Origin of the sequence: Sphingobacterium detergens (assembly GCF_003610355.1) — a bacterium.
Taxonomy (GTDB): Bacteria; Bacteroidota; Bacteroidia; order Sphingobacteriales; family Sphingobacteriaceae; genus Sphingobacterium; species Sphingobacterium detergens.
In genome coordinates this window covers 2010305-2024046 of the sequence record NZ_RAPY01000001.1, presented here as the reverse complement: position 1 = coordinate 2024046, position 13742 = coordinate 2010305, and the positions used below count along the sequence as shown (strand labels likewise).

Annotated in this window: 8 protein-coding genes; 5 read left to right on the top strand and 3 right to left on the bottom strand. The window is 39.9% G+C overall.

Translation table 11 applies throughout. From position 1 onward, the window contains the following. Positions 1–55: 55 nt before the first annotated feature. The 3 genes from DFQ12_RS08860 (at position 56) to galB (ending at position 7249) form a co-directional block, all read left to right on the top strand. Complete coding sequence (locus DFQ12_RS08860; RefSeq protein WP_120258572.1) at positions 56–2281, top strand: glycosyl hydrolase family 95 catalytic domain-containing protein; 2226 nt, start codon at positions 56–58, stop codon at positions 2279–2281. A gap of 154 nt (positions 2282–2435) precedes the next feature. Next, entirely contained in the window at positions 2436–4667 is a 2232-nt protein-coding gene (locus DFQ12_RS08855; RefSeq protein ID WP_120258571.1) for a glycoside hydrolase family 3 C-terminal domain-containing protein, read from the top strand. Positions 4668–4732: 65 nt separating this feature from the next. Continuing rightward, on the top strand, positions 4733–7249 hold the full coding sequence (gene galB, locus DFQ12_RS08850) for a beta-galactosidase GalB (protein WP_120258570.1): 2517 nt from the start codon (positions 4733–4735) through the stop codon (positions 7247–7249). Between the two features lie 82 nt (positions 7250–7331). On the opposite strand, the gene DFQ12_RS08845 is transcribed toward galB, so the two are convergent. After that, positions 7332–8378, bottom strand: a complete 1047-nt coding sequence (locus DFQ12_RS08845; protein ID WP_120258569.1) for a hypothetical protein — start codon at positions 8376–8378, stop codon at positions 7332–7334. A 203-nt stretch (positions 8379–8581) separates the two neighbouring features. Here DFQ12_RS08845 and DFQ12_RS27925 point away from each other — a divergent pair, with 203 nt between their 5' ends. Then, the gene (locus DFQ12_RS27925; protein ID WP_147420363.1) at positions 8582–8770 is read left to right on the top strand and encodes a hypothetical protein; all 189 of its coding nucleotides are present in this window, start codon (positions 8582–8584) and stop codon (positions 8768–8770) included. An 87-nt stretch (positions 8771–8857) separates the two neighbouring features. On the opposite strand, the gene DFQ12_RS08835 is transcribed toward DFQ12_RS27925, so the two are convergent. Continuing rightward, entirely contained in the window at positions 8858–11395 is a 2538-nt protein-coding gene (locus DFQ12_RS08835; protein ID WP_244211703.1) for a TonB-dependent receptor, read from the bottom strand. 591 nt (positions 11396–11986) lie between these two features. Between DFQ12_RS08835 and DFQ12_RS08830 the strand changes: the two genes are divergently transcribed. Beyond that, positions 11987–12985 (top strand): hypothetical protein, encoded by a 999-nt coding sequence (locus DFQ12_RS08830; protein ID WP_120258567.1) that lies wholly within the window; start codon positions 11987–11989, stop codon positions 12983–12985. Between the two features lie 121 nt (positions 12986–13106). On the opposite strand, the gene DFQ12_RS08825 is transcribed toward DFQ12_RS08830, so the two are convergent. Continuing rightward, entirely contained in the window at positions 13107–13703 is a 597-nt protein-coding gene (locus DFQ12_RS08825; protein WP_120258566.1) for a hypothetical protein, read from the bottom strand. Positions 13704–13742: the final 39 nt, after the last annotated feature.

The following is a 13742-nucleotide window of genomic DNA, read 5'->3' as shown; positions in this document are numbered from 1 at the left end:
GTCAAATCTTAAGATTGTTTTCTTTGCCTGTATCCTGAGTTTTTGTTCTAGCAACATGAGTATAGCACAAGAAGCTCTGTCAAAACAGGGATTATTGAAAAAAAGTAAAGCCATCGTGTCGCAATATACCACCAATTTTGACCAGCCACCGGCACGGATACCCTCTCAAGTAGCGGTCGACGCACCGTTATTGGGAAATGGAAGTACAGGAGTTGCCATTGCTGGCCCTCCTGAAAAGCAAAGCTATTATCTGGCACGAAACGATTTCTGGCGGTTGAAATCTGGATTTAATGAATCTTATCCTGCCGTATTAGGGAAGGTAGAGCTTAGTATGCCCATGCTGAAAAAAGCAAGTTATCAAGTAAATGTTGATCTCTATACAGCGATTGCGACTTCTACGTTCAAGTCTGGAGATGCCTTACTGGTGATTAAATCTTTTGTTTCAGCTCAAAATGACTGTCTGATTTTACATCTTCAAAATAAGGGGACACTACCAATTAATGGACAAATAGATCTCCTTCTCCCCGATAAAGATCAGTTTAAAAATAATCCACCGACGGAAATGCTTTTCCCAGCGGTCACGAAAACGGAACATGGAACGAACGGAACGACATTGATCAGTAGGGGCTTCGATACGCTGGTTGATATTCCGACAAAAGCTGCAGCAGCGGGCAAGATACTCGGACGGCAGCAACCTACTTTCAACTTGAAGGTGGGAGACTCGTTAACCTATGTTTGTGCATTGTCGTCCAATTTCAAAAATAGAGATTGTGCGCAAGCTGTACTAAAAACAGTGAATGGATTGAAAGCGAAGAAGCTGAGGGCTTTAGAAAATGCCCATAAAAAATGGTGGGCGGACTTCTGGGCTGAGTCCTATGTTGAAATCCCCGACAAGCTAATTGAAAAACAATATTACCGCTCACACTATTTGATGGGCTCCTGTAGTCGGGATACCCAATTTGCTCCCCCAATTTTCGGGACATGGATCACCAAGGAAATTCCAAATTGGAATGGTGATTATCATTTGAACTACAATTACATGGCTCCCTATTATGGACTTTATTCATCCAATCATCTTGGCGCAGCTAGTTCATATGAACAACCATTACTTGATTTTATGGAACGTGGTAAGTTTTATTCTAAGGAAATTGCTGGGATTACGGACGGTTTACTCTATCCTGTGGGGATAGGTCCCAAAGGGATGGAGACAACCCGTCAAAATGCAATTATGGAAAATACATTTGGGGGATACATCAAAGGTGGACAGGTTGAGTATCAAGGCTTGTTCTTTGGACAGAAGAGTAATGTATCCTATGGTGTGACCAATATGGCTACAGCATTTTATACAACTTATGATCGTCGCTATGCGCGGAAAATATACTCTTATGTGCGGGGAGCAGCACAGTTTTGGAGTAGTTATGTGAAGAAAGATGCCAACGGTCGTTATGTGATTTTCAACGATGCCATCCATGAGGGAACGGTGGGAGACAGTAATCCGATCTTAAGTCTTGGGCTTGCTAGGCAAACATTACAGCTTGCGATGGATTTAAGCGCCTATTTAAATATGGACGACCAGTTAGCACTAAAATGGGCGGAGGTGAAAGAGAATTTAGCCGTATTTCCTGTTCAGGAACGAAATGGGAAACAGGTTTTTCGCTATACTGAAAAAGGACCCGCTTGGTGGAACGATAATTCATTGGGCATACAACATATTTTTCCTGCCATGCAAATTGATCTGGAAAGCGAACAGAACCTAATCGATATCGCACGGAATACCATTGAAGAAATGGGACGATGGTCTGATAACAATGGAACCAATAGTTTTTTTCCTGCGGCGGTACGGGTGGGATATTCTGCCGATCGTATTTTGCAACATCTCAACCAATATAGTAGACATACTTATCCTAATGGATTTCAGTTGGATAATCCACATGGAATAGAGAATTGCAGCACGGTACCGACTACAATAAATCAGATGTTATGTGGAACGCATGGTGCGGTTTTAAAATTGTTTCCTGTATGGCCAAAACAGCAGAATGCTCTATTTGCCAATTTGCGTGTCAACGGTGCTTTTTTAGTATCATCGAACCTCAGAGATGGGGCGGTCGATTATGTCGAAATTTCAAGTGAACAGGGACAGCCACTAATCTTGGATAACCCCTGGCCGGGTAAACAGGTTTCCTGCCATAAAAATGGAAAAAAGACATGGCTAATGAAAGGAAACCGGCTACAAATAGATACAAAAAAAGGAGACCACTTTTATCTAGTGGCTGTTCGCTAGAATACATTGTCGCGTAGTTGGTACCTGGAACGAAACAATTTGATTTGATCAACAGGGGTGGTTAGCCGATTCGGCTTTGCAATGGTGGACATGCAGATAATCCGTTTTGGAACAATTTAAAAGAAAAAATCATTATTGACTAATAGATAAAACGATGAAATTTAACTGTTGTTTTTCGCAATTGACTATACTTTTTCTATTGCTTGTAGGTGGAGGAAAGCAGGCTATGGCACAAAGCAAAAATTATGCTTTTCTAGATGTGAAAAAGAGCCGCGAAGAACGTATACAAGATCTGATTGCACGACTGACTTTATCAGAGAAAGTGCAGATGATGAAACATGAGTTTAAAGGAATTCCACGATTGGACATTCCAGCATACGATTGGTGGAATGAGGCACTGCACGGTGTCGCACGTACAGCAGAAAAGGTAACTGTATATCCACAGGCAATAGGGATGGCAGCAACCTTCAATACGGTTGCGGTCAGACAGATGGGCGATTATACGTCGACTGAGGGACGCGCGCTTTTCAATGAAGATTTAAAGGCCGGAAAAACAGGTAAACGTTATCGTGGCTTGACCTATTGGACACCCAATATCAATATCTTTCGCGATCCACGGTGGGGAAGGGGACAGGAAACTTATGGTGAGGATCCTTATTTAACGGGACAGATCGGAACAGCAATTGTTCAGGGACTGGAGGGGGATGATCCACATTATCTAAAGGCAGTTGCTGCAGCCAAGCATTATGCTGTGCATAGCGGACCTGAGCATAACAGACATTCTTTTAATGCCGAAGTAACACCTTATGATCTTTGGGATACCTACCTCCCGGCGTTTCGCCAATTGGTCGTAAAAGCTAAGGTACATGGTATCATGTGCGCCTATAATCGTTTGGATGGAATGCCTTGTTGTGGAAATAATATATTGCTCAATAACATTTTACGTCAGCAATGGGGCTTTAAAGGTTATGTGACATCGGATTGCGGCGGTATTAATGATTTTGCCAGTGGGCATAATACACATCCGGATAATACAGCAGCCGTTAGTGCTGCCGTATTAGCGGGAACAGATCTTGAATGTGGCAATTTATATCAATTGCTGGAACAGGGGGTAAAGCAAGGTGCTTTATCTGAAAAAGATATCGATGTATCCTTGACCCGACTTTTACAGATCTGGTTTCAATTGGGCATGTTTGATCCACAAGCGCTCGTGCCTTATGCGAAGATCGGCCGTGAGGTTATCGAAAGTAAATCACATAAAGCACATGCTTATAAAATGGCACAGGAGTCTATAGTGCTATTGAAAAATGAGCACAGTATCCTACCCCTTGACCCCAATAAAATAAAAAGAGTTGCTTTGATCGGACCCAATGCCAATAATGGACATGCGCAGTTAGCCAATTATTTTGGTACCCCTTCTGAAATCATCACTCCATTGAGCAGTTTACAAAAACGTTATGGTAAGCAAATCGCTATTGACTATTTCGCAGGAACTGAAATCATGAAAAAAATAGATGGTGGTCCTTCTTTTGAAGAAATTGTTAAAAAAGCTAGTGCAGCAGACGTTATTGTCTTTGTTGGTGGTATAACTGCAGATTATGAAGGAGAAGCAGGTGATGCAGGGGCTGCGGGCTATGGTGCTTTTGTGAACGGCGACCGTTCTACTATGGCTTCTCCTGAGGTACAAACTACGCTTTTGAAAGAACTGAGGAAGGCAGGAAAACCTCTTATTTTGGTTAATATGTCGGGGTCAGTCATGAGTTTTGACTGGGAGTCGCAACATGTCGATGCGATATTGCAGGCATGGTATGGTGGACAGGCTGCTGGGGATGCCATTACCGATGTGCTTTTTGGTCGGTATAATCCCGCGGGCCGTATGCCATTAACAACCTATAAGAGCGATGCCGATTTACCTGATTTTGAGGATTATTCGATGGCAAACCGAACTTACCGTTACTTTAAAGGTGAAGTACGTTATCCGTTCGGTTACGGCCTGAGCTATACTAATTTTGAATACGATCAGCTAAATGCTCCGGCGATGGTGGAAACGGGAACAGATATTCAAGTCACGGTACAAGTTACAAATACGGGTGAGCGTGATGGAGATGAGGTTGTACAATTATATGTTGTTCATCCGAAAGAAGGGAACTATAAGGTTCCAAACAGTGCTTTAAAGGGCTTTCAGCGCGTGTTCATCAAAAAAGGACGTTCTCAAAAGATAACCTTCACACTGACAGCCGAAGACCTGGCCCTGGTCAACGAAAAAGGTGAATTGATACAACAAACCGGATCTGTGAAAATATATATCGGTGGCGGTCAACCGGGGAAATCTGTGGGAGGGAAGCGTGAAATTACAATGCAAGGAACAGCGTATCGACCTTATTAAGGCAAAATAGAAGCAGGCTTGTATAGGTCCATATTTTTAAATAATCAACGAATAAATAATAATAAATGAAAGCAATTTTCGGAATGATCCTAATACTGTTATCCTTCTCCTTATTTGGACAACAGCAGGAAATTATACGCATGGGAAACGCTCGTGTTGAGCTTTTTGATCGGGACTGGAAGTTTTCCCGCTTTGGTTTGCAGGCTGATGGTAACCAATTGGCGGAACCGAATGATTTGTATAAGACCGAGTTTAGTGATAATACCTGGCGTAGCCTGGATCTACCGCATGATTGGGCTATTGAGGGACCATTCCGTATAGAATTGGCCAGTGAATCTGGAAAGCTGCCCTATAAAGGAATAGGATGGTATAGAAAACATTTTAAAGTCGAGAACCTTCAAGCTGGAGAGCGTGTTTATCTGGATTTTGATGGTGCTATGGCAAATGCCAAAATTTGGTTAAATGGTCGTTATGTGGGAACTTGGCCTTATGGTTATAGTTCCTTTCGTATGGACTTGACGCCCTATCTGAAAAAAGAGGGTGAGAATGTTTTGGCTGTACGTTTGGATACGGAAAATTGGGAATCAAGATGGTATAGCGGAGCAGGAATCTATCGTCATGTATGGATGGTGCGTACTTCTGCTGTGCATGTTGCACATTGGGGGACTTCGATTACAACACCGGTTATCAACGATCAATACGCCACGGTAAAGAACGAAGTAACATTGGATAACTTCCGTTTTTTTCCAGTACATGCTGAGGTAAAAGCCACCTATTTCGAGTTGGATGCGCAAGATAAACCTGGAAAACAAGTGGCGACTGCCAGTGGATTTGTAGACCTTCATGCCAATGCGAGTGGCAAAATGAATCTTGAAACACGTATTAATCAACCGAAACGCTGGGATATTCTGTCTCCAAATCGTTATGTGGAAAAGATTGAAATAATCGTTGACGGTCAAGTAAGCGATACATATTACAGTCCTTTTGGGGTACGGACAATCGAGTTTACAGCACATGAGGGCTTCAAATTAAACGGTCGCCGTGTAGACATAAAAGGCGTATGTAATCATCATGATTTGGGTTCATTGGGTGCTGCATTCAATAAAAGCGCATTGGAGCGCCAGCTTAAAATGTTAAAGACAATGGGTATGAATTCCTTGCGCACCTCGCACAATCCACCAGCGCCTGAATTATTGGAATTGGCGGATAAAATGGGGATCCTGATCTGGGATGAAGCTTTCGATGCATGGCGAACAGGTAAACGTGCTAAAGATTACAACAAATTATATGATGAATGGCACGAGCGTGATCTATTGGCGATGGTTCATCGTGACCGCAACCATCCTTCGGTTTTCATCTGGTCTATCGGTAATGAAGTGCTTGAACAGCAAGATATTGAGATGACTGGGCATTTGGCTGATATTATCCGTCATGCTGATCCTACACGACCAGTTTCCAATGGTTATAATGATCCCGATGGCGGTCGGGAATCGGGTGCTGCGACAGCGTTGGATATTATGGGAGTTAATTATTTCTTTAGCCAGCAGGGGCGCTGGGATAAAGATGAACGCTATAAAAATATGCCTACTTTGGGAAGTGAGACTTCTTCTTGTGTATCTTCTCGGGGAGAATATTTTTTTGGAACAGATTACGATGGGTGGCAGGTAACCTCCTACGATAGGGCGGCTCCAGGCTGGGGCTGTTCGCCAGATACCCAGTTTCGAATATTGACGCAATATCCAAACTTGCTGGGGGAATACGTGTGGACGGGTTTTGATTATTTAGGCGAGCCAACACCATATAATTCGGCTGAAACCAATTTGTTGAACTTTAGGACGGATCCCACAAAACGTGCTGAGCTAGAAGCTGCACTGGAAGAATTGAAAAAGAAAAATCCACCTTCGCGAAGCAGCTATTTCGGTATTATTGATCTTGCAGGATTTCCAAAGGATCGCTTTTTTCTCTATCAATCACATTGGCGTCCAGAATTGCCGATAGCACATATCCTGCCACATTGGACTTGGGAGAATAGAAAGGGAGAGATTACACCTGTTCACGTGTATACTTCCGGAACCGAAGCTGAACTTTTCGTGAATGGAAGAAGCCAAGGGAGGAAAAAGAAAGTGGCAGGTCAAGATTTTAGATTGCAATGGGATAGTATTCGTTACGAACCCGGAACGGTCAAAGTGGTTGCTTATAAGGATGGTAAAGAATGGGCTAAATCCGAAATTAAAACCGCGGGCAAAGCGGAAAAACTTCAAATGGAGGCAGATCGTGTAACGATTGATGGGGAAAAATCGGAATTGGTGTTTGTTTCTGTTAAGGTAACGGATAAAAAGGGAACGTTGGTACCCCAATCCGACGCTCTGATTGATTTCTCGGTCGAGGGTGCAGGAGAAATAGTATCTACGGATAATGGAAATGCAATTGATTTTACTTCTTTCCAAAGTCATTCGCGTAAAGCATACAACGGTATGGCATTGGTCATCGTGAAGGCGAAAAAAGGAGAAAAGGGTGAAATCCGTATTAAAGCAAAAAGTAAAAAGTTAAACTTGGCTTCCGTAAAAATAATGGTCAAATAACCTAATCTAAGTTTGAGGTAAACCAACAAAACCATTCTTAAAGAATGGTTTTGTTGGTTTTGGATTTTAGCAATTTTTCCATTTATTCTGTTTCTCGTTTCTCCGGCCAGCCAACAAACACGCCGGTCTCTAATGTTAACTCGCCAGTGGAAGGATTATAATTGTCTTTTGATAAGATGGGCATTTCTCCGGCTACCTTACTTTGTTCAGGATTATGTGTACGGTTGTGGGATGTGGGCACCTTCTCAAGATGGACCGTTTTGCCATTGATCTGTAAATTTTTCTGTATAATGGTTACTTTAGGCAATTTGTCATAATGTATCACAGTCATCCCTTCCAGATTTCTCGGTCTTTGCGCAAAATCTATAAAGTATTTGTATTGTTCTAAGAACGAGATGATTTGTTTCTCCATTTTAATCTTTTTACCTGGGAATGCCAAAGACCCCACATTGGTGATCTTTTTGCTGCTTAAATCTTCGACATACATGGTGATCCAGGAATGCTCATAATCTCCCCAGCTGAAATAGGTCTCTTTGTGATTGATTGAATCAGGTACTGCCTTGCCCGGGATATAACCATCTTTTTTTAGCGTTATCCGATAAGCCCCCTTATGCCAGCCTACTGTATTGCGGACGCTGATAAAGTCTCCCTCGGCGTCTGAACTAGCATAATATCCCGTTGTTTTTAATGCCTTTTTTGTCCGTTCAAACCAGCGTGAAAAGATACCATTAAATTTGATTTCTTGCTCCTTGCCTGTCTTCACACTGATACCACCACCAGCGGATTGAATACCACAATACAAAGGAATATCGTTCAGCGCAATATTAAAAGGGGAAATATAAAATGAATAGTGATCAGGTATATCGTCCTGCACTATAATATCGATGGAAATAGATTGGAAATCATTGATTGCCGAATCCAATACATAATAGGAATTGGTATAGTGTAAAGGAGGCAATATTAAGCTGTCAGGAAAGACGAATTCCGTAGCCATCTTTTTCTTGAGCTCTTGATCTATACTGCTGTTCTCGTACTTTTTTTTGAGTTCTTCTTTGGTTTGAGAAAATGCTGTCATACCAAATGATAGCATCAGCAACAATAGAGGATATTGATGTTTGAATGACTTCATCGATTTACTTTTAATTTGATTTGAAAATAGGTATTATATTTTATATTATTTACTCATAAAGTTAAAATTCTGTGCAAAAATCACTGTCAGAACTACGAATCATAAATCATCTGGGGCGAATTGTAAGAGGAGGAAAAACAGCCGTGAATGGCGCTTTATATTTGTATAGGAAAATTATTTTAGCTGTATCCTATTATTCGTTTATGGAAATTATTAAAGCATTTATCACTTATCTGGCTACTTACGTCATCACTTATTATGGTATTAAGTATTCACTTTCCGATCACTTTTTGGTCAGTACGCTAAATATTGGAATCTCTGCATTGGCTGCGGCATCCATTACTGCTTTATTGTCAACTGATCTTTTCAAAAGAAATAAAAACAAAGCATAAAGCCCTATAGTTTGAAATTCTGAAAATAGAAAAAAGAGGGCGCTTTTTTATGTAAAAGCGCCCTCTTTTAGATCGAAAAAATAATCGCTATCTTTTCTCGAATTTATACGAAAGCGTTGCCATAAAACTACGCGGTGGGATAGGGTTTACACTATAGTTTTCGTGGATGTAATAATTAAATGCGTTGTTGATATTGGACAATTTTCCAAGAATGCTCCAATTTTTATAGGTGTATCCGGCAGAAAAGTCAATTGTTGTAAATGGACTGACTGAAATTAAACGGTTCAAGCCATTTCTCACATCCACTTTCGTATTGTTCCATCCTGCGTTACGTCTGCCCGTATAAAAAGAAGAGAAGCCCAGTTTTAATCCTTTGACAGTTCCTTGTTGAAAAGTGTAAAATACGGTTCCATTTGCGGTATGAGCAGTGGTGCCCACTAAGCGTACGTTTTCTTCACTTCCAGAAATTTCTACAGTTTTTGTGTCATTTCCAACTGTTGTTGTATAGCTCGAAATAGGATTCGTATGGGTATAACGCATATAGTTATAGGAGTATCCAGCTGTCACATTCAGACCTGGTAATAATGTTCCCGTTACTTCAGCTTCTAGACCCTCAGAAGCTGTCTTTCCGGAGAACTCCTTCATGTTGGCATCGCCGTTTTCGGTGCCATCTGGTTTCAGTAGTAGCTGTTGAGCGAATTTGTTGTTATTGATTCTATACCAGGCAAGATTCGCAGATAAACGACCATTGAAAAAATCATTCTTGACACCGGCTTCATATTGATCAATTATTGATGGTGCTAGAGGCTGGTAATTGATATCGTAGCCGGAGTTAGAGGTGAAATTATTCGCATAAGTGATATATATACTCGATGAAGGTATTGGCTGATAAATCAAGCCAAATTTAGGTGACCATGCTTTATCAACTTTGGCTCCCATTGGATTCCCTTGCCCATCTTTTGTAACAATTTCTTCTGTTTTATTTTCCTTGTAAGTAAATCGCTCAGAATTAGGCGTACGCTGATACGAATAGCGTATTCCGGCCAAAACTTTAAACTTCTCATTCAGTTCAATTAGATCCTGTAGAAATACACCGTATCGATAGATATCTGTTGTGGTTTTTGTCAACAGATCAGCTCCTGGGATATCAGTTCTCAATCCGTTGCCTGTAGTCGTATGCTCTGCTGTTTGACTCGGATTGAAAACATAAATCGCATCATAAGGATTTGCTTTTAATACTTTTTTGTCATCATAATAATTAATCCCTTCTATAAAAAATGCGTATGCATTTGCATGTGATTGATCTGCATCGGCACCGACTAGAATTTTATGTTTAATAGAACCTGTTTTTACAGTACCTGTTAAATTTAACTGCTGGTTGGCTGTAAATTCGTTTGATTTGGATCTTGTCAAATTTCTGGGAGCAATACCATTTTTGTCAGCCTGGATCCGATCAGACCCGTAATAGTCACGATCGTAGGTTTGATAACTTGCGATCGCATTTAAATTCCAGGATTCGTTAAATTTATGGTTGAAATTGATCTGACCGTTTGAAGTATTTGTATTGTTATAAGCCCAAGGTACATTTAAGAATGTATTTCTTCCAACAGATTGATTTAATTTGCCGTCGACAGTCCCTATTCCGAAGTCTGGTGTGAAATCACTTTTCAAGTAATCAAATGTAAAGTTTAGATCCGTTTGATCGGAAATCTTATACAATACAGACGGGTTAACATAGGTTCGTTTTGACTTGACCTGATCTCTGAAGCTGCCAGCTTTTTCATAAGTGCCTATCATGCGAAAAGCAACTTTATTTGAAATTGGGCCGTAAACATCGACTGTAGGTTTATAAAAGTCATAACTACCTACACGCATTGAAGCTTCTCCGCCATAGGAGAACTTAGGCTTTTTGGTAACCAGATTAACGACCGCACCGCCGGATACACCACCATATAGTAATGCAGCACTTCCTTTAAGGATTTCAACGGATTCTAATGTACTGGCTTCTATCGAACCACCATTATTTGTGCGTGCGCCATTTTTAAAGATATTGTTTGCTCCCAAGCTGTAACCTCTCGCATAGAAGTTTTCATTTACACCACCACGATTTGCACCCATGGCTACACCATTCGCATTTTTGAGCGCATCGCTCAATCTGTTGACTTGTTGATCGGTAATGATCTGTTTATTAATAATCTGCACACTTTGCGGCAGGTCTTTATCAATAATACCTGCTTTCCCAACATTGACTGTTTTATTATTATGGGAATTATACCCAAATACTTCAACCTGCTCCAATTGCGACTCAGAAATATTCATCGCTACAATAACTGTTTGCGCTTTACCATCTTTAACAGTTATTGTTTGTTCTTCAACAGCGTTGCCTATGCTCTTGATTCGAATGGTATAGGTCCCATCGGGAAGATCGGAGAAATGAAAACTGCCATCACGGGAGGTTGAAGTTGATCTACCAAGTGTTGTAATGGTTACTGTAGCTGACTCGATTGCTGCGCCATCTTTGGTTTTGACGCGTCCATGTACCCCTTTACTTTGAGCCGAAACATCCAAATGTATCGCTCCTACCAATCCCAGACTTAAGATAAGCCCCAGAAAAGATCTTTTCATTATTAATATTGAATTAGTCTAAATTATTTGTCGGCGCAAACATACAATTAATTTAGTTATTTAGACTGATTTAAAATAAAAAAATAACATACCTTTTATGCAATACTATTGTAGGTAAGAATACTGGGATATTTGCTTATTTTTGGTATTTAATGTATTGACATTCAATGATCTGCCATATTTTTTTTAACAACTACGAATCGTAAATCATAAGCGCGGATTGTAAATGAATGATACCTAGGATAAATAGACTTGATATATTTGGAATTAGGAGATCAACACAGTACCGATCACGGTATCGATGTTTTTCATTAGGTTAGAAGAAAGCCGTTAGGAATTCCCCATTCCAGCGGCTTTTACTTTTTACAAATTTGTATAATCATAATCCTTTCCACCGCTGAACTGGCTGTTCATGACACTACTGCTATCCTACAATAAAAATCACTTTATCTTATTTCTTTGTTATTCTGATTTTTATATAGGTTGGATAGGTATTTTTATATATCTTTGATAAAGAACCAAAAGCCTTTAGCCTTTCCGCTGTTAACATGGAGATATTTTGACTTTTGGGGAACGAGTAATTTTTGAATTATGAAATATCTTTTTGCACTATTGCTCGGTTTATTCCTATTGTCCAGTTGTGACAAGGAAGAAGGTGATCCAGACTCCATGGAGATCGACGGTGCTGCATTAGCCAAAAAGTTTCAATTTATAGGTCGCTCTGTTGGTTTTTCAGTAAATCAGATTTATGTAGATCAAACCATAGACAAAAATTTTTACCTGGGAACAGTATGGGGATTGAAAGATACTATACCCACGGTGAAGCTAGCTTCCCTTCGTAGTCATTATAAGCCTTTTAAAATTACAATTGTGCCTACCACTTCCGCTATTTCAAATGCGAAGATCATTCCAACCTTCGACGGAATTCGTTCCTATGCCCGTAAAAATAAAAGCACTGAGGTGACAATGTCAGGTTTTTCTATAACAGATTTCTTTGATTATGAATCAATTCGCTACCATCTCAATAATAGCCCTGACGTAGATAGTGTTTTAAAGCTTGTCGAACACCATGATTCAACAACAATCAAAAGAGCATATAGCTGTTTGATGCGTAGTGAAAATATTGCATTTTCATTGATGGCACAATTCAATGAGTTTTCTTCAGCTTTTGGCCGTAAAGATGTTGCTCAGCTAAAACAAGCTGGTTTTAATCCCTATTATACAAATATTGTAAATTACGGTACACATTTGATTATGATGGGAGAAAGCGATTATCCTCGGATTGATTTCAAAAATGTACTTGATAAATTATTGGAAGGTCAGCCATTGACAGAAAAGGAGGAAACGATCTTGAACGCTTCGGATCTGCTAATCTATCTACGTGGTGGTAAGAGAGAAAGCTTTATCAGGCGCGAAAGCGGTTTGCAAGAAATAACTAAGCTGATAACAGAATTTAAAAAAGAGTTTGAAAAACAAAGTAATTCATTTGATTTCCCCATCAGCTATTCGCTCAGAAGTTTAGACAATTTTACACCTTTGAAGTTTTGGTATTCCTATGATTTTCTTGCCCGTGAGGAAAAAGGTAATTAAGGTTTTTTAATTTGACAGAGAATACCTCTTTATCTTGCTAGTTTGGCATTAACGAGATAAAGTTAATGCCAAGCTAGCGAGATATATAAAAGTGGATAAACTGATAATATTACGCTTAAGTTTAGGGAATTAGAGCTACCTTACCATTTTCGTCCACGGTAAATTTAAATGTGTAATAATTTTGGCTTACCATACGACCTTGTTGTGATTTACCTTCACCCTTTTTGGTCGCATTTACTGCGAATAGTTGTTTTACTTTTCCATTATCATCAACAGAGAAGGTATATTCATGTAACGAATAATTCTCATATTCTTGCGGAATAAGTGTTGTGGCTTCGCCTACCTTATAAGGTATAGGGGTTACATCAAAGCTTTTGACAGCTACTGTTTTGGTTTTCTTTAGAAAAGGCATTTTTTTCTCTGAAGCAAAGGATTCTTTGGATTTCTGCATGCCATCGGCAGGACTATAAATATCTTCCATTTGTTTATCTCCATCCCAATAAACAACCTTTACTTCTCCAAGTTCTCCATAAAGCTCTTCTTTTGACCTGATTTGTAATTCTTCTACCTGTTTTTCCGGATCGAAGTTTTTTTCAATGATTTGTTTGACAGCTTTACCACCATCTTCGTTCTGTGGGTATACCGTACTATTGCCGCATGATGTAATCAACAGCGTACTGGCTACCAAGGCTAAAAAAGTAATTTTGATTCTTTTCATTTTTATTTATATAGTTAATTATTGCTATATCTATCGAAT